At 65.6% G+C, this 16,051-nt stretch carries 16 protein-coding genes and 1 tRNA gene; 11 read left to right on the forward strand and 6 right to left on the reverse strand.

Annotated elements, in window-relative coordinates:
• Window positions 1-18 precede the first annotated feature (18 nt).
• Entirely contained in the window at window positions 19-2,643 is a 2,625-nt protein-coding gene (gene alaS / locus QRN67_RS20545) for an alanine--tRNA ligase (protein ID WP_106934867.1), read from the reverse strand.
• Between the two features lie 249 nt (window positions 2,644-2,892).
• Here alaS and QRN67_RS20550 point away from each other — a divergent pair, with 249 nt between their 5' ends.
• The 3 genes from QRN67_RS20550 (at window position 2,893) to QRN67_RS20560 (ending at window position 5,264) form a co-directional block, all read left to right on the forward strand.
• Window positions 2,893-3,714 (forward strand): ferritin-like domain-containing protein, encoded by an 822-nt coding sequence (locus QRN67_RS20550; protein ID WP_106934868.1) that lies wholly within the window; start codon window positions 2,893-2,895, stop codon window positions 3,712-3,714.
• Between the two features lie 192 nt (window positions 3,715-3,906).
• The gene (locus QRN67_RS20555) at window positions 3,907-4,221 is read left to right on the forward strand and encodes a hypothetical protein (RefSeq protein WP_106934869.1); all 315 of its coding nucleotides are present in this window, start codon (window positions 3,907-3,909) and stop codon (window positions 4,219-4,221) included.
• 773 nt (window positions 4,222-4,994) lie between these two features.
• Window positions 4,995-5,264, forward strand: a complete 270-nt coding sequence (locus QRN67_RS20560) for a hypothetical protein (RefSeq protein WP_106934870.1) — start codon at window positions 4,995-4,997, stop codon at window positions 5,262-5,264.
• Window positions 5,265-5,306: 42 nt separating this feature from the next.
• On the opposite strand, the gene QRN67_RS20565 is transcribed toward QRN67_RS20560, so the two are convergent.
• Complete coding sequence (locus QRN67_RS20565) at window positions 5,307-6,008, reverse strand: Crp/Fnr family transcriptional regulator (protein WP_285413321.1); 702 nt, start codon at window positions 6,006-6,008, stop codon at window positions 5,307-5,309.
• A gap of 94 nt (window positions 6,009-6,102) precedes the next feature.
• The gene (locus tag QRN67_RS20570; RefSeq protein ID WP_285413322.1) at window positions 6,103-6,375 is read right to left on the reverse strand and encodes a hypothetical protein; all 273 of its coding nucleotides are present in this window, start codon (window positions 6,373-6,375) and stop codon (window positions 6,103-6,105) included.
• 222 nt (window positions 6,376-6,597) lie between these two features.
• Between QRN67_RS20570 and QRN67_RS20575 the strand changes: the two genes are divergently transcribed.
• Both QRN67_RS20575 and QRN67_RS20580 read left to right on the forward strand, forming a co-directional pair.
• Window positions 6,598-7,077 carry a DUF4188 domain-containing protein gene (locus QRN67_RS20575; protein WP_285413323.1) on the forward strand — a complete coding sequence of 160 codons (480 nt, stop codon included), beginning with the start codon at window positions 6,598-6,600 and terminating at the stop codon, window positions 7,075-7,077.
• A gap of 59 nt (window positions 7,078-7,136) precedes the next feature.
• Window positions 7,137-7,210: transfer RNA gene (locus QRN67_RS20580), tRNA-Gly, on the forward strand.
• Between the two features lie 26 nt (window positions 7,211-7,236).
• On the opposite strand, the gene QRN67_RS20585 is transcribed toward QRN67_RS20580, so the two are convergent.
• Window positions 7,237-8,148 carry a LysR family transcriptional regulator gene (locus tag QRN67_RS20585; RefSeq protein WP_106934881.1) on the reverse strand — a complete coding sequence of 304 codons (912 nt, stop codon included), beginning with the start codon at window positions 8,146-8,148 and terminating at the stop codon, window positions 7,237-7,239.
• Between the two features lie 124 nt (window positions 8,149-8,272).
• Between QRN67_RS20585 and QRN67_RS20590 the strand changes: the two genes are divergently transcribed.
• The 3 genes from QRN67_RS20590 (at window position 8,273) to QRN67_RS20600 (ending at window position 11,369) form a co-directional block, all read left to right on the forward strand.
• Window positions 8,273-9,268 (forward strand): Bug family tripartite tricarboxylate transporter substrate binding protein, encoded by a 996-nt coding sequence (locus QRN67_RS20590; RefSeq protein WP_285413324.1) that lies wholly within the window; start codon window positions 8,273-8,275, stop codon window positions 9,266-9,268.
• Window positions 9,269-9,278: 10 nt separating this feature from the next.
• Window positions 9,279-10,826: an amidase gene (locus tag QRN67_RS20595; RefSeq protein ID WP_285413325.1), complete on the forward strand. Its 1,548-nt coding sequence runs from the start codon at window positions 9,279-9,281 to the stop codon at window positions 10,824-10,826.
• A 168-nt stretch (window positions 10,827-10,994) separates the two neighbouring features.
• The gene (locus QRN67_RS20600) at window positions 10,995-11,369 is read left to right on the forward strand and encodes a hypothetical protein (protein WP_285413326.1); all 375 of its coding nucleotides are present in this window, start codon (window positions 10,995-10,997) and stop codon (window positions 11,367-11,369) included.
• Window positions 11,370-11,374: 5 nt separating this feature from the next.
• Here the strand turns inward: QRN67_RS20600 and QRN67_RS20605 are convergent, their stop codons facing one another.
• Window positions 11,375-12,283 carry a LysR family transcriptional regulator gene (locus QRN67_RS20605; RefSeq protein ID WP_285413327.1) on the reverse strand — a complete coding sequence of 303 codons (909 nt, stop codon included), beginning with the start codon at window positions 12,281-12,283 and terminating at the stop codon, window positions 11,375-11,377.
• 113 nt (window positions 12,284-12,396) lie between these two features.
• On the opposite strand from QRN67_RS20605, the gene QRN67_RS20610 reads away from it, so the two are divergent.
• From QRN67_RS20610 to QRN67_RS20620, 3 genes are all read left to right on the forward strand, one after another.
• Window positions 12,397-13,668 (forward strand): SGNH/GDSL hydrolase family protein, encoded by a 1,272-nt coding sequence (locus tag QRN67_RS20610; RefSeq protein WP_285413328.1) that lies wholly within the window; start codon window positions 12,397-12,399, stop codon window positions 13,666-13,668.
• Window positions 13,669-13,746: 78 nt separating this feature from the next.
• A complete protein-coding gene (locus QRN67_RS20615) occupies window positions 13,747-13,968 on the forward strand; it encodes a hypothetical protein (protein ID WP_106937484.1) in 222 nt (73 codons plus the stop codon).
• A 110-nt stretch (window positions 13,969-14,078) separates the two neighbouring features.
• Window positions 14,079-15,098: an aminoglycoside phosphotransferase family protein gene (locus QRN67_RS20620; protein ID WP_285413329.1), complete on the forward strand. Its 1,020-nt coding sequence runs from the start codon at window positions 14,079-14,081 to the stop codon at window positions 15,096-15,098.
• Between the two features lie 16 nt (window positions 15,099-15,114).
• Here QRN67_RS20620 and QRN67_RS20625 read toward each other — a convergent pair whose 3' ends face one another.
• A complete protein-coding gene (locus tag QRN67_RS20625) occupies window positions 15,115-16,044 on the reverse strand; it encodes a hypothetical protein (RefSeq protein ID WP_285413330.1) in 930 nt (309 codons plus the stop codon).
• Between the last annotated feature and the right edge of the window lie 7 nt (window positions 16,045-16,051).

Genomic DNA, 16,051 nt, shown 5'->3' on the forward strand with positions numbered 1-16,051 from the left:
GCTGGGGGCGTGGTGGCGTCAGGCGCGTTCCGCGACCCAGGCCTGCACCGACTGCAGCGCGGCCGCGAGGCCCGCCGGGTTGGTGCCGCCGGCCATAGCCATGTCGGCCTTGCCGCCGCCCTTGCCGCCGACCTGCTGGGCCACGAAGTTGACCAGCTCGCCGGCCTTGACCTTGGCCGTGCTGTCGGCGGTGACGCCGGCCGCGATCTGCACCTTGTCGCCGTCGACGGCGGCCAGCACGATGGCTGCCGTCTTGAGCTTGTCCTTCAGCTTGTCCATGGTGTCGCGCAGCGTCTTGGCGTCGGCGCCGTCGAGCTTGGCGGCGAGCACCTTGATGCCGTTGACGTCGACCGCCTGCGCCAGCAGCTCGTCGCCCTTGGACGAGGCGAGCTTGCCCTTGAGCGAACCCACCTCGCGCTCCAGCGCCTTCACCTGCTCGAGCACCTGCGTGAGCCGGCCCTGCAGCTCGGCGGCCGGCGACTTGAGCGTGGCGGCCACGCTCTGCACGGTCGATTCGAGGTCTTGCAGGTAGGACAGCGCGTTGGCGCCGGTCACGGCCTCGATGCGCCGCACGCCAGCGGCCACGCCGCCTTCGCTGACGATCTTGAACAGGCCGATGTCGCCGGTGCGGTTCACGTGGGTGCCGCCGCACAGCTCGCGGCTGGTGCCGATGTCGAGCACGCGCACGGTCTCGCCGTACTTCTCGCCGAACAGCATCATGGCGCCGGTCTTCTGGGCCGACTCCATGTCCATCACGCGGGCCTGCGTCGGCGCGTTGGCAAGGATCTCGGCGTTGACGCGCTTCTCGATCTCGGTGATCTGCTCGCGCGTGACGGGCGCGTTGTGCGCGAAGTCGAAGCGGGTCTTGTCGGCGTCGACCAGCGAGCCCTTCTGCTGCACGTGGTCGCCCAGCACTTCGCGCAGGGCCTTGTGCATCAGGTGGGTGACCGAGTGGTTGCGCATGGTGGCAGCGCGGCGGGCGGTGTCGACCGCGGCCTTCACCGCGTCGCCGACCTTGAGCGTGCCCTGCGTCTGCGTGCCGTGGTGGCCGAACACGTCGGCCTTGATCTTCTGGGTGTCTTCGACGCCGAACTGCACGCCCTCGGACACGATCACGCCCTGGTCGCCGACCTGGCCGCCGCTCTCTGCATAGAACGGCGTGGTGTCGAGCACCACGATGCCGCTCTGGCCTTCCTTGAGTTCCTGCACGGCGGCGCCCTCGAGGTAGAGCGCCACGACCTTGGCGTTTTCCTCGAGGTGCTCGTAGCCGGTGAAGGTGTTGCCCGCGCCGGCGTATTCGACGTTGCGGTCCATCTTGAACTTGCCGGCCGCACGGCCCGCGGCCTTCTGCTTTTCCATGGCCGCGTTGAAGCCGGCCTCGTCGACGCCCACGCCGCGTTCGCGGCACACGTCGGCCGACAGGTCGAGCGGGAAGCCGTAGGTGTCGTGCAGCTTGAACGCCACTTCGCCCGGCAGCGTCTTGGCGCCACCGGCCAGCGCCGCGTCGAGGATTTCCATGCCGTTGGCCAGCGTCTCGAAGAAGCGCTCTTCCTCGGCCTTCAGCGTGTCGGTGATGCGCTTTTCGTCGGCCACGAGCTTGGGGTACGCATCGCCCATGAGCTTGACGAGGTCGGGCACCAGCTTGTGGAAGAACGGCTTCTTCTGGCCCAGCTTGTAGCCGTGGCGGATGGCGCGGCGGATGATGCGGCGCTGCACGTAGCCGCGGCCTTCGTTCGACGGGATCACGCCGTCGGCCACCAGGAACGAGGTGGCGCGGATGTGGTCGGCAATCACCTTCAGCGAGTTGTTCGACAGGTCCTGCGTGCCGGTTTCGCGGCCGGCGGCCTTGATGAGCGCGTCGAAGATGTCGATTTCGTAGTTGCTGTGCACGTGCTGCAGGATCGCCGCCAGGCGCTCCAGGCCCATGCCGGTGTCGACGCAGGGCGCGGGCAGTTTCTTGACCGAGCCGTCGGGCTGCATGTCGAACTGCATGAACACGTTGTTCCAGATCTCGATGTAGCGGTCGCCGTCTTCGTCGGGGCTGCCGGGGGGGCCGCCGGGGATCTCGGGGCCGTGGTCGTAGAAGATCTCGGAGCACGGGCCGCAAGGGCCGGTGTCGGCCATCATCCAGAAGTTGTCGGACATGTAGCGTCCGCCCTTGTTGTCGCCGATGCGCACGACGCGCTCTGGCGGCAGGCCGATTTCCTTGGTCCAGATGTCGTAGGCCTCGTCGTCCTCGATGTAGACGGTGGCCCAGAGCTTGTCGGCCGGCAGCTTGTAGACCTCGGTGAGCAGCTCGAAGGCCCACTTCAGCGATTCGCGCTTGAAGTAGTCGCCGAAGCTCCAGTTGCCCAGCATCTCGAAGAAGGTGTGGTGGCGCGCGGTGTAGCCCACGTTCTCGAGGTCGTTGTGCTTGCCGCCGGCGCGCAGGCAGGCCTGTACCGAGGCGGCGCGCACGTAGGGACGCTTGTCTTCGCCCAGGAACACGTCCTTGAACTGGACCATGCCCGAGTTGGTGAACATCAGGGTGGGGTCGTTGCCGGGAACCAGCGAGCTGGACGGCACCACCGTGTGGCCCTTGGAAGCGAAGAAATCGAGAAAGGTCTTGCGGATGTCCGCGACCGTGAATGTGGGCTGGCTCATCTTTGGATTCGTCTTCTGTCGAGGGCGGCGCGGCGATGGCGACCCTCTTGTCGAACCCACTGCGGCGAACCGGCCTAACTGCTTGATTTGCTTGAACAAACGATTATAGGTTTGGCCACGGTTCCCGGGCTGTCCAGGGCAAAACAGCATGATCCGGGCGCCGCGGCTAATATGCGGCCCTGACGGAAAAGAAAACCAAATACGGGCGACGTCATCCGTACTTGTACGGACTTGAAGCAAGGAGCGCGCATGGCAAGGCAAGAGGCGGAACACTGGAAGATCGAAGATCTGGACTTTTCGCGCATTGCGCTCGATGAGGTCCGTGCGGACGAAAACCTCTTCTACCTGGTGGTCTCGGCCTCTTTCATCGAGAGCGGCTCCGACCTCTACACCCAGAACCTGATCGATTTCTTCCAGGGCGACGACGAGGTCACCGACTGGCTGTCGAACCACTGGGAAAAGGAAGAACTGCAACACGGCAAGGCGCTGCGCGCCTACGTGCGCCACGTGTGGCCGGAGTTCGAATGGGACACCGCCTACGCAGGCTTCCTGGAAGAGTATGCGACCTACTGCAAGGTCGAGTTGCTGGCACCCACCCGCGCCCTCGAAATGACCGCACGCTGCGTTGTCGAGACAGGCACCGCCACCTACTACCGGGCCATGGCCCGCAGCACCACGGAGCCGGTGCTGCACGACCTGGCAAGCCGCATCGCGACCGACGAGGTCAACCACTACAAGCACTTCTACCGCTTCTTCCGGCGCTACCGCGAGCAGGAAAGGCTGAGCCGCTTCCGGGTGTTCGGCACCATCGGCCGCCGCACGCTGGAGCTCAAGAGCGAGGATGCCGACTGCGCCATCCGCCACGTGGTACAGGCCCGCTCGCCCAGCCGCGCCAGCGACACCGCCTACGTGCAGCAGTTGAGCGCCAAGATGAACAGCACCATCCGCACCAACCTGAGCGCCGGCACCACGCTCAAGATGCTGATGCGGCCGCTGGAATTGCCGGCGCGGGTGCAGACCGTGATCCAGTACCCGATCAAGCAGTTCATGCAGCACGTGTTCCTGCGTTGAGGGCGTCCGCCTGCAACAACCACGCCGCGGGCTCGCGCGCGTGTAAAGCAGAAAACCGGGACGGCCGTCTCGTTTCCAGCAACCGGCGTCTCGCTAGTATCTGCCCCCACACCTCTAGCGGCAGGGCGGAGACCTTCGGATGAGCGCCCTGCGCTCCTGGCAAGTTGCTCGCAGTCCCTGCATGCGAGTCCGATGTTCGAAAACAAAACCAATCGCGACCAAGCCTATACAGTGCGCCTCGAAGGCACGAGTCTCTCCATACGGGACCTGATGGAAGTGCGTTTCACCTTTCTGCGGGTGCTCGAGCAGCGCATCGGGCCGCCGACGCGCGTGGTGAAGTGCTACCGGGCCTGGTCGAGCCAACTCGAGTGGGGCACGGAGTCGATGACGGACACGCAGATTGCCAATGCCCGCGCATGGCGCGAAGCTTGGGAGCACGCTGTCGGTGTGGCGGCACCACTGCTCAGCCACCCTCGGAACACGAAATTTCACTTCGAGCTCCTTTGAACAGAAATCGAACAAAAAAAACCCAGCACTAGGCTGGGCTGAACCTCTTGAGTGCTGTCACACACAGAGAACTCGCACTTCGAAGCGAGCAAACAAAATCTAGGGCTTCAAGCGCCGCCGCCTTGTCGGACGGCACCGACAATTCCAATTTGGTGCTGTGGCACAACAACTTCCGACCCTGAAAAAACTGCCAAATAGTTCACGTTTTAATGAGTGTCCTACGGCTTCTGACTGTTTCCGGCTGACAGGCTTCCAGCCGGCCTCCCAGGACCATGCAATTGCTGTCACGCAACAGGGCCGCAAATAGAAGAAGAGCTCTCTGTTCGTTCTTAGAGCGCCCTCATGGGCTCCTCGCAACCCGCTTCGGCGGGTATTTTTTTGCCCGCATACCAGCAGCGCTTCGACGGGTCGGGCGCGGTCACTGCGGCCTACCACAAGGCAATGACATGTTTTCCCTTTCCGATGGGGACAATGTTGTGGAAAACCTTGTGTGCAGCGCCCGGAAGCCTTGTCTGGCGTGGCCTGCAACGCGATGCCCGCAAAAGAGGCAGCGCTTGAAAAAATCTTCGGAACGGGTTGAATTCGGGGTTTTCGCGCAACGCTCGAGCGCTCCCGGAGACCCGGCGGCTGTCAGCAACGGTCGGTTCCGGCTGACACGCCATCCTGACGCCTCCCGGGAAATTGCGACCAAGCAGTCGCCGGATTCGTGCCAGCCAGGGAGGCGCTGCCAATGACATTCCGACGTGGCACCGCAGCACTACAGAGAGTTTTCCGTGGTCGAATATTTCAAGGTTGGTCTTCCCTACATACGAACGCGCTTCAAGGTTCCCGCGCGGCGTGGTGGCCGTGTGGAACTCAAGGGCCGCTTCGGCACCATCCGGGGATCGAGCGGCGAATACCTGCTGGTCAAGTTCGACGACGACGAGACTGCGGCCATCGTGCACCCGGTCGAGCCCAACTATGTCGAGAATGGCGAAGCGGCAGAGATGCCACTTTCCCCGCCGTCCGACGACGGCGCTGCGCCGACGCGCGGCGGCGCCTGATCAACCTCCGAAGCCCAACCTCCAAAGCCGCTTCGCAAGACGTCAGGCCGCGCTGAAAGTCCGAGGCGGTGGGGCGATGTCGCGCAACGTGCCGAAATCTGTCGTCGCCATTCCATCGGTCAGGTAGAGCGCCTCATCGTCGCGACGCATGAGGCCACGGTTCTCCATGCCGCGCATGGTCTTGTTGACCACCTCCCGCGAAAGGCCCGCGTACGACGCGATCACCGACTGCGAAATGCGCTTGTCGAACCCGCCTGCGCTCGACGGGGCAAGGTCGGCCAACTGGTGCAGCACGCGATGCACCACCGCCTCGGGCGGCAGCGACGAGATGCGGCGCATCTGGGCGCGCAGCATGCTCATTCGCTTCATCGCGAGGCCCAGCAGGCCCAGTGCGACCTCGGGATGCCTGGAACACAGGCCGCGCATGACGGCTATGGGCACGAAATAGACCGCCGACGGCAGCGCGGCAACGAGGGTATGCATCGACTGGTAGCGGTCTTCGCGGATCGACAGATCGAAGAAGAAGTCGTTGCGTGCGACGAACTCGGTTGTCACTTCGGTGCCTTGATCACGCGAGGGCGTGACGACACGGAGCAGCCCGCTTGCCACGCAACAGATCTGATCGGTCGACTCACCCGCATTCAGCAAAGTGTCGTTGCGCTTGTAGTGGCGAAGCTCGCTGCACTTGATGAGCGCCTCGCGCTCCGCGGCCGGCAGGTTCGCCGTGAGAGGGTGAAGGTACATGCAGCGATGGTGAGCCGTCGGTACCCTCCAAGCAATCCCGCAGATTGGGTATTGGGCGCATTGCGATACGCGCTATAACCCCCGGCCCGGACACTCAGTCCTCGGTTTCGGACTCGTCTTCCTCTTCGTCGTCGTCTTCACTCTCTTCGGCACGGCGAATCGTCACGAAATTCTCGGCATCTTCCACGAATGCCATGAGCTTCTCGTCAGGCGCCATGCCGCGCACTTCGGTCTGCGGGCCGTCGCCATTCTTGTAGTCGACCTGGACCAGCGCGAAGCACGCCAGGGGCTCTTCCATCTCGCCGTCCTCGCCTCCGTCATACACGGCAACCCAGCCTTCGGCGGGCATGATCTGCAGGATCTTCACGTCTTCCATTGATTGATTGATTTCCAAGCTAAAAAAGTTGCGTTGCGCCGCGCAGCATAGCCCATGAAAAACAGGGCCTGATCCGGTATTGCGATTTGATCCGCACCAGGCGCACTTGGCACCTCGAACATGCATTTCGTCGCATTGAGGTGGCCGCCGATGCGGTGGACTGACACAGTCCAGACATAGACTTCACCGCCTCCAAACAGGATGCCCTAACCCATGATTCATCGAGAACGCCTGACCGCCAAACTGGAGGGCGACTTCGTCGTGTTCCTCATCGGCATGCGCATCAACCAGCCATGGAAAGTCCACAAGTGGCTGCCTGTCGCCAGCGCCATGCCGCGCATGCTCAAGGAGCTCGGTCGCCAGCCGGAGCGCGGCCTCCTGCATGCCGAAATGTGGTTCTCGCGGACGATCATCCAGGTCCAGTACTGGCGCTCCATGGAGCAGCTGCTCGCCTACGCGAAAGACAAGGAAGCCGAACATCTTCCCGCATGGAAGGCCTTCAACAAGGCGATCGGCACGGATGGCTCCGTGGGCATCTGGCACGAGACCTACGCGGTAGCGCCGGGCACCTACGAGAACATCTACGTCAACATGCCGGCGTTCGGGCTCGGACGGGCCGGAACGACGCAGGGCGTCGTGGAAGCCAATCGGTCTGCGGCTGCGCGATTGAGAGCGACGAAAACGCAGAAGTGAACGACGATCTCGTTACGGGGAAGGGCTCTGCTTTTCCTCTGTAGAATCCGCTGCTTGATGCGGGTGTAGTTCAATGGCAGAACGGCAGCTTCCCAAGCTTCATACGAGGGTTCGATTCCCTTCACCCGCTCCACTCCCCTTTCCTCTTCCCGGACCGCATCACGTAGCCTTCACCGCGTCGACCAGAAAGCGCACGAAGGCTTTTCCCGCATCGGGCAGCGAGCGGCCCGCCATGGTTTCTATCTCCAGATGACGCTCGTTCATCTCGCGGTCCTTTAGCGGAATGACGACCAGCGCCTTGCTCTGCAGCAGCGAGCGCATCGACAGCGCGCCGTAGAAGGCGATGCTGTCTCCACCCGTCGCCACAAAGCTCAGCAGCGCGCTCGCGTGGTTGCTGGACATGGCCTGCACATAGCTCAGCCCCTGCCGGCTGCAACTGGCGTCGAGCAGGCGCCGTATCGAACTGTCTTCCTGCGGCAAGCCCAGCGGGTACGCCACCACCTGGCGCAGCGACAACTGCCGCTGCGACGCCAGCGGATGGTCCTTGCCCATCACGGCCAGGATGGGGCTGGGGTGCCGCAGCTCGATCTCGATGCCGGGCTCGGGCACGGCGCTCAAGGTGATGCCGACATCGGCTTCGCCGTCGCGCACATGCCTGGAAATGTCCGCCGGCGAGCAGACCTGCAAATGAAAGCGCACGCCCTCGTGCTTGCGCCGGAAGCGGGCGATCAGGGTCGGAATGAAGTCGAAGGCGAAGCCCTCGGTGCTCGCCACGCGCACATGTCCGCTGCGCAGGCCGCGCAAGCCGGCGATGTCGTTCGCGACCCGCTCGATGTCCTGCTGCGCCCGCTTGGCATGCGCCGCGAGCAGTTCGCCGGCGGCATTGGGCACCATGCCTCGCGCGTGGCGGTCGAACAGCAGCGTGTCGAGTTCGCGCTCCAGGCGCGCCACCTGCCGGCTCACCGCCGAAGGCGCGACGTTGAGCTTGAGCGCCGCTTCCTTCACCGAGCCGGTCTTCACGACCTCGAGGAAATAGCGGACCGCGGTCTCCTGCAAGGCACGAAGTGACATGGAATTCTCCGGTTTTTGATTGCTTATTCGGCAATGAAAGATTCTAAACATTGCGCTTGTTGCATCGACTGCCGACTCCTAGGATGACTTTCTTTCGCACTCTCTCGAACCATCAGGAGCTCCGATGAACCGTCTTCCGCTCATGGCCCGCGCGGCCCTCGCCTTGCTGTACGGATTCAGCCTTGCCCCGGTGCCGCTGATCGCGCCCGCGGCCGAGACGGCCTTCCCCTCGCGACCGATCACGCTCGTGATTCCTTTCCCGCCCGGGGGCGCGACGGACGTCAACGGCCGCGTGATCGCGCAGCGGCTCGGCAAGGAGCTCGGGCAGCCCATCGTCATCGAGAACCGCGCAGGCGCCGGCACGGTGATCGGCGCAAGCTACGTCTCGAAGGCGGCGCCCGACGGCTACACGCTGCTGGTCAGTTCGGGCTCCACGTTCACCGTCAACCCCGCCATCCGCGCCAACCTGCCCTATGACCCCGTCAAGAGCTTCGACCCGATCGGCATCGCCGGGCGCATCGCCCTGATCCTGCTGGCCAACAGCGACGTGCCGGTGCAGACGGTGAAGCAGTTCGTCGACTACGTTAAGGCGTCGCCCGGCAAATATTCGTATGGTTCCTTCGGCACCGGCACCACCTCGCAGTTCGCCGGCGAAAGCATCCTGCACGCGGCCGGCCTGAAGATGACGCACGTGCCCTACAAGGGCAGCGCTCCGGCCATGACCGACCTGATGGGCGGGCAGATTCCCTTCAGCATCGACACCGTGAGCGCAGCGATCCCGCAACTCAAGAGCGGCAAGATCAAGGCAATTGCGCTGACCACGGCCAAGCGCTCCGTCTTGCTTCCCGACGTGCCGACCATGGCCGAGAGCGGCTATGCCGACATAGACATCGACGCCTGGCTGATGCTGGCGGCGCCGAAAGGACTGCCCGCCGATGTGAAGGCCAAGCTCGAGAAGGCCCTTGCGGCGACGATTGCCGACCCCGACACGCGCGCCAAGCTGCTGGGCCAGGGGCTGGAGCCGTCTTACAGCAATGCTGCCGCGGCCAGCGAACTCATCAACCGCGAACTGCCGGTGATGCGCGCCGTGGCTGCGCGCGCGAGCATCACGGCCGATTGAAGAGCGACCGATGAACGCAACACCGAACACATCGCCACCCGCCGCCGAGCTCGTCGAGCAATCCGCCATCGAATTGCGCCGCCTCATCGGCAGCAAGGAGATCTCGCCGGTCGAACTGCTGGAAGCATGCATCGCGCGAATCGAACGCGTGAACCCCTTCGTCAACGCGGTGACCGCCACCTGCTTCGAACGCGCGCGCGCGGAAGCCAAAGGCGCGGAAAGCGCGGTCATGCGCGGCGACCCGCTCGGACTGCTGCACGGGCTGCCGCTGGGCGTGAAAGACCTCGAGCCCACGCAGGGCCTGCTCACGACCTGGGGCTCCGCCATCTATCGCGACCACGTGCCTGCGGAAGACATCGAACTGGTGGCCCGCCTGCGCCGCGCGGGCGCCATCGTGACGGGCAAGACCAACGTGCCCGAGATGGGCGCGGGCGCCAACTCGCGCAACGAAGTGTGGGGCGCCACCGGCAACCCCTTCAACCCGAACCTGAATGCGGGCGGCTCTTCGGGCGGCTCGGCGGCGGCGCTGGCCTGCGACATGCTGCCCGTGTGCACCGGCTCCGACACCGGCGGCTCGCTGCGCATTCCCGCGGCCAAGTGCGGCGTGGTGGGCTTCCGCCCTTCGCCGGGCATCGTGCCGAGCGTGCGCAAGCCGCTGGGCTGGACCCCGATTTCGGTCGTCGGCCCCATGGGCCGCACGGTGGAAGATGCGTGCCTGCAACTGGCCGCATCCGCCGGCATGCACGCGGGCGACCCGCTCAGCCACCCGCTGGATCCGTTGTCCTTTCTCAAGCCGGCTCCGGTCGACCTGGCCAACCTGCGCGTGGCATGGACCGAAGACTTCGGCACCTGCGCGGTGGACGACCGCATCCGCGCCACTTTCCGCCGCAAGATCGAGGCCATGCGGCACCTGTTCCGGCGCTGCGACAAGGTCGAGTTCGACATGGGCGAGGCGCATCGCTGCTTCGACGTGCTGCGCGCCGAGGCTTTCGTGGCGGGCATGCAGGCAGCCTACGAGCGCGACCCCAACAGCCTGGGCCCGCACTCGCGCGCGAACTACGAAATGGGCGCGCAGATGAGCCTGCTCGACAGCGCCTGGGCGCAGGCCGAGCAGACCCGCCTTCTCAAGCGCTTCCAGGCAACCTTCGCCGATTACGACCTCGTGCTGTCGCCGACCACCCCGGTCTCGCCCTTCCCCTGGACGCAGCCGTACGCCGACACCATCAACGGCGAGAAGCAAGCCAACTACTACCGCTGGCTGGCGCTGACCTATGTGGTCACGCTCACGACGCACCCGGCGATCTCGCTGCCTTGCGGCGTCGACCACGCAGGCATGCCCTTCGGGCTGCAGGTCGTGGGCGGATTCAGGATGGACCACCAGGTGCTGGGTGCGGCCCATGCCATGGAGGCGGCGTTCTCTCGCGATGCGCAACTGCGCAGGCCGCGCCCCGACCTGGCAGCGCTGCGAGCGGCGGAGCCTGCGTTGACATCGATCGTCACGACACCGCCCGTCTTCGACCGCGGCCTCATGGAGACAGCCGCGATATCGGCTGTCTGAGCCTCAGCGGCGGGTATCGGCCGGTTTGCTTGCACATCAAAATACTGTATATTCAAACAGTACTTCACGGGAGTTCTGAAATTCCCAATCCCGGTCAATTGCCCCAAGCACACCAGGACGATGAACCAAGCTGAACTGTTCTTTCCCCGCGCAACCACGCCAGCCCCCATGCCTGCCGCATCGTTGCCCGAATTCGAAGCCCCGCTCCACTTCGTGGAGGTCGAAGCAGCGGCTGAAGAAGCCGATGCCTCGCCACCAGACGCCTACACCGTGCGGCTGGCGGATTACGCACTTCCATCGGCAGACGCCGCAAGAGTGGCCGAGCAGCGCTTCCGCCGCGAAATCGACCGGCAGCTGGGCAACGATGTCATTCCCGCGCTGCGCGCCTTTCAAAATGCCAGCGAGTCGACCGAAAGCGAACTCTCGAAGGCAGAAATCGCAATGGCCAAGCGCTGGGCAAAGGCCTACGACGCCGCGCGAACCGCGGGCTTTCGCGATCTGGGCGAAACCGACGAGGCGTACTTCGAAATCCGCATCGACTGACGGCGTCAGCCTTGCCGGGGCGACAAGGCTCCAGGCAAGCGCGACACCCGCTCGGCCAGGAAATCCACCATCACGCGCACCCGCAGCGGCAGGTGGCGGCGCGGCGCATACAGCAGGTGAAGCTCCTGCGCCGGCCCTGTGTGCCGGCCAAGCAACCGCACCAGCCGGCCTTGCGCCAGCAGGTCCGCCACCATCCACGTCGGCTGCAATGAAATGCCTGCGCCGCCGAGCACGCTGTCGAGCAGCGCCACGGCGTTGTTGACGCGATAGCGGCTGCGCACCGGCACCGCCTCCGGCCCGTTCGGCCCCTGCAGCAGCACGCCGTCGTCTCCGCCCGCATAGCGCAGGTAGTCGTGCGTCAGCAGATCCTGCGGCTTGCGCGGTTTGCCGCGCGCGGCGATGTAGTCGGGCGAGGCGACCAGCACGCGCGGCCAGGTGCCGAGATGCCGGGCAACGAGATCGGGCGGCAGCTTGCCGCTGACCCGCAACGACACGTCGACGCGTTCCTCCAGCGGATCGACGAATCTGTCGTCGAGCACCAACTCCAGCTCGATGTCGGGGTACAGCGCCAGGAACTCCAGCACCATCGCACTGAGATGCCGCTGGCCCAGCGTCACAGGGGCGCTCACGCGCAGCAGGCCGCGCGGTTGCTGGATGCCTTCGCGCGCATCGGCCACCGCGTCGCCGTAGTCTTCGAGCACGCGCCGCGAGCGCTCGTGAAAGCGCTGGCCTTCCTCCGTCAGGCTCAGGCCCGCGGCGGTGCGCCGCAACAGCCGCACGCCGAGCGAGCGCTCGAGCCCCGCGACGAGCTTGCTGACGGTGGGCTGCGTGGTGTCCAGCGCACGCGCGGCGCCCGACAGGCTGCCCAGTTCGACGCTGTGCACGAAGGCTTCGATGGCGCGCAAGGTGTCCATGGCGGATGTATTCGAATTTGGAATGGGCTGAATGCCATTCTGCCTTCTACCCATCCGTATCTGCATGAATGAAAGTCGTGTCATCGATTCGCTTTTCATCCAAGGACATGCAAATGACACCCTCTGCATTCACGTCGCTCATCCGCCACGGCGCCTTGGCGCTTTCACTCGCCGCCGCGGTCTCCGCGTCCGCGGCCGAACCCGCAACCGCCTATTGGAGCCCCAGCTGGGTCGCCAGCACGCAGCCCATCTGGAGCGGCGACTTCGTGCTGCCCCCGGGCCTGCCGTTCCAGTTCAACCGGCAGACCGTTCGACAGGTGGCTCGCCTGAGCATCGGCGGTACGCGGCTGCGCGTGGTGGTCAGCAATGAAGGCGGCACGTCGCCGCTGCACATCGGCGCGGCTCGCGTGGCACGCCATGCAGAGGGCTCCGGGATCGTGGAAGGCACCGACCGGCAACTGCACTTCGGCGGCCAGGCCGAGGTGACCGTGCCGCCCGGCGCCCGGCTCGTCAGCGATCCGCTCGACATCGTGTTGCCCGCGCTCGGCAAGGTTGCGGTGTCGCTCTATCTGCCGCGCCCCAGCCAGCCCGCGGGCTTTCACTTCGATGCACGCCAGATCGCCTACGTGGCGGACGGCGACCTGACCGGCGCCCCGCGCATGCCGGCCAACGCGAGCCAGTGGAGCACCCGCGTCTACGTCAGCGGCCTGATCGTGGAAACGCCCAAGCCCCCGGTCACCGTCGTCGCCCTCGGCGATTCGCTGACCGACGGCAACGGCTCCACTCCCGGCGCCAACACCCGATGGCCCGATGCATTGGCCGAGCGGCTGGCAAACCGTGGCGTCGCCGTGCTGAACGCCGGCATCTCCGGCGGCCGGCTGCTGAAGGACGGCATGGGCCGCGCCGGCCTGGAACGCGCGGGCCGCGACGTGTTCGCGCAGCCGGGCGTGCGGGCCATGGTCGTGCTGCTGGGCACCAACGACATCGGCTGGCCCGGCGGTCCGTTCGCGCCCGACGAGCCTGCGATGCGCGCGGAAGAATTGATCCAGGGCTTCAGGCAACTGATAGAGATGGCCCGTGCCCACAACGTGCGCATCGTGGCCGGAACCATCCCGCCCAATGAAGGCGCCTTGCAAGGCACGCCACTCGCGGGCCACTACGCACCCGAAAAAGACAAGGTGCGCCAGGCCGTGAACCGCTGGATCCGCGAAGGCGGCGCGTTCGACGCGGTGATCGACTTCGACGCACTGCTGCGCGACCCGGCCCACCCATCGCGCCTGAAGGCGGCCATGGACTCGGGCGACCACCTGCATCCGGGCGACGCCGGCTACAAGGCGATGGCCGCCGGCATCGACCTGGAGGCCCTGCTGGGCACGGCGCCGTGAGCTCGCAAATATACTGTACATGCATACAGTATTTCTCTAAAATTCGTCGTCTCCAAGAACAACATCGAGGCGACGCCGATGACCACCGCCAACCCGCCCGCGCCCTCCGCGCAGGCTCTTTTCTTCTCGAGGTTGCATCCGTTGCAGCCCCGCTCACGCAAGGGCCGGGTCTCCACCTGGCCTTTCAAGGTGGCTCGCGAACAGGGCCAGTACGACATCCATGACAAGGACGACGTTCGCGTCCAGGCGGCGCGCGTCATCCGCACGACGGCCGAGAGCTGGTGGCCACAGGAATACTGAAGGAACGACCATACCGTAGGCAGACGGCTTCCCGTCGGCCTCTGCAGCAGGACAGGATGCCCCACATCACGATCGCACGCAATTCATTCGCAAGGCACTACAGTGGCCTTATGCCGACACCTTCAGACATCTCGCACGAGACCATCGCCCAGCACCTCGCGCAGGCCTACCGGCTCCGCGTTGCCCGGGTCGAACTTCTTCCTGCGGGCGCAAGCGCCACATCCGCTGCCTTTCGCGTCATTGCGGATGACGAGACGCGGTATTTCCTGAAGCTGCAACAGGGCGCCATCGATCCTCCTGCCGCTCTCGCCCTCTGCGCCTTTCTTCATCACGACAAGGGCATCGATGCCGTGATGGCCCCCATGCCCGCCACGGACGGCACGCTGAGCACCCAGGGCCACGGCTTCGACTGGACGCTCTACCCATTCTTCGACGGACAGAGCGGCTTCGACCGCACCTTGTCGGACCGGCAGTGGATCGCACTCGGCCAGGCGCTCGGCGCCATCCACCGCACCCAACTCCCCGAAGCCCCGCTCGCCAAGCTCCCCAAGGAAAGCTACGCGCACCAGTGGCGCGAAGGCGTGCGCCGCTATCAGCGCCGCTTCATCAACGGCACTGCTGGCGACGGCATCGTCCAGCGCTTTCTCGCCTTCTGGGAAGAGCACGCCGAAGAGATCGACACTGTCGTCTACCGCAGCGAGCAACTGGCGTCCATCCTGCTGGAACGCCCACCGCGGCTCGTGCCGTGCCACTCCGACATCCACGCGGGCAACGTCATCGTGGGCGAAGACGACCGGCTGTGCATCGTCGGCTGGCACGCGCCCATCTTCGCGCCCAAGGAGCGCGACCTGATGTTCATCGGCGGCGGCAACGCGTGGAACCAGCCTCGGCAGCAAGCGTTGTTCTACGAAGGCTACGGCCCGTCGGACATCGACGCAGTCGCGCTGGCCTACTACCGCTACGAGCGCATCACCAGGGACGTGCTCGAACTCTGCGACCGGATACTCGACAGCGCAAAGGCCAACGCCAGCGCGGAAGGGCGCGAAGAAGGCATGCGCCGCATGCAGAGCCTGTTCGTGCCGAACGGCGCGGTGGCCATCGCCCACCAGAGCTACGACGCCGTGACCTGACACGGTCACCGGCGCGTCAGATCAGCAGATCCTGCGCGTCTTCCTCGAAGCCGGCAATGGGCTTCGCCTTGGCCAGCGCCAGCCACACCCCGAACGGAATGCGCTCGAAGCTGCGATGCACGGCCGCACGCGCCACCACGAGCCGTTCGCCTTCGAGCACCATCACGCCGCATTCGGCCGGCACCTCTTCGGGCTTGGCGATGCAGCGGCCCTTCGCGTCGTTGCCCAGCACGTACCAGCACTCGCCGCCCAGGTCGAGGTACGCCGCGCGCTTGTCGGGCTTGCGCAGGTCGCCCAGCAGATCGGCGCGGCTCACCTTCACCTCGTGCACGATGGGGTGTGCATAAGCCTCGACGCTGGTATTGCGGATCGAGAACACATCGGGCCGCGCGATGCACCAGCGCGGCTTGCCGCCGTCTTCCAGCGGCGGCAGCCGTGCGCGCAACCCGAGGCCGCGCCATGCGATGCGGCCGCCGCGCGTCATCTCGCGCGCCACGCGCTCTACCAGCGCCTCGTGCGGCGACAGGGCCGCGCGGTTGATGGTGAGCGTGGTCGCGATGCGCGCAATGCCGGCGTCGGTCACGCGCAGCGTCTCGTGGCCGTGCATGCTGCGCACGCGCTCGAGAAAGCCGCCCGCCAGCAGTTCGACCTCGATGCCGTCGCAGCAGGGCCAGCCGGCGGAACGGTAGATCTCGCGCAGGCGCCGTGCGTGCAGCTTGCCGAAAGGCACCTCGACCGCTTCGCAGGAGGCGGTCTGCATCGGCGGCGGATCGACCACCGGTGGCGGAAAACCGGGGTCGGTGACCGGCGGAACCACCGGCGGCGGATCGCCCTCCGGCGGTGGCACGGATGGCGGTGGCGGCGGCATGGGCACCGGCACGTCGGGTGCGGGCGGCGGCGGACCGATGGGCGTAGCGACGACGGGGTCAAGGACGAGTTCGGGCATGGCTCTG

Origin of the sequence: Variovorax sp. efr-133-TYG-130 (assembly GCF_030208835.1) — a bacterium.
Classification (GTDB): domain Bacteria; phylum Pseudomonadota; class Gammaproteobacteria; order Burkholderiales; family Burkholderiaceae_C; genus Variovorax.

Bases quoted from the DNA above. Each gene is read 5' to 3' on its own strand.
- alaS (WP_106934867.1), bottom strand. From the start codon at position 2,643: ATGAGCCAGCCCACATTCACGGTCGCGGACATCCGCAAGACCTTTCTC.
- QRN67_RS20550 (WP_106934868.1), top strand. From the start codon at position 2,893: ATGGCAAGGCAAGAGGCGGAACACTGGAAGATCGAAGATCTGGACTTT.
- QRN67_RS20555 (WP_106934869.1), top strand. From the start codon at position 3,907: ATGTTCGAAAACAAAACCAATCGCGACCAAGCCTATACAGTGCGCCTC.
- QRN67_RS20565 (WP_285413321.1), bottom strand. From the start codon at position 6,008: ATGTACCTTCACCCTCTCACGGCGAACCTGCCGGCCGCGGAGCGCGAG.
- QRN67_RS20575 (WP_285413323.1), top strand. From the start codon at position 6,598: ATGATTCATCGAGAACGCCTGACCGCCAAACTGGAGGGCGACTTCGTC.
- QRN67_RS20585 (WP_106934881.1), bottom strand. From the start codon at position 8,148: ATGTCACTTCGTGCCTTGCAGGAGACCGCGGTCCGCTATTTCCTCGAG.
- QRN67_RS20590 (WP_285413324.1), top strand. From the start codon at position 8,273: ATGAACCGTCTTCCGCTCATGGCCCGCGCGGCCCTCGCCTTGCTGTAC.
- QRN67_RS20595 (WP_285413325.1), top strand. From the start codon at position 9,279: ATGAACGCAACACCGAACACATCGCCACCCGCCGCCGAGCTCGTCGAG.
- QRN67_RS20600 (WP_285413326.1), top strand. From the start codon at position 10,995: ATGCCTGCCGCATCGTTGCCCGAATTCGAAGCCCCGCTCCACTTCGTG.
- QRN67_RS20605 (WP_285413327.1), bottom strand. From the start codon at position 12,283: ATGGACACCTTGCGCGCCATCGAAGCCTTCGTGCACAGCGTCGAACTG.
- QRN67_RS20610 (WP_285413328.1), top strand. From the start codon at position 12,397: ATGACACCCTCTGCATTCACGTCGCTCATCCGCCACGGCGCCTTGGCG.
- QRN67_RS20615 (WP_106937484.1), top strand. From the start codon at position 13,747: ATGACCACCGCCAACCCGCCCGCGCCCTCCGCGCAGGCTCTTTTCTTC.
- QRN67_RS20620 (WP_285413329.1), top strand. From the start codon at position 14,079: ATGCCGACACCTTCAGACATCTCGCACGAGACCATCGCCCAGCACCTC.
- QRN67_RS20625 (WP_285413330.1), bottom strand. From the start codon at position 16,044: ATGCCCGAACTCGTCCTTGACCCCGTCGTCGCTACGCCCATCGGTCCG.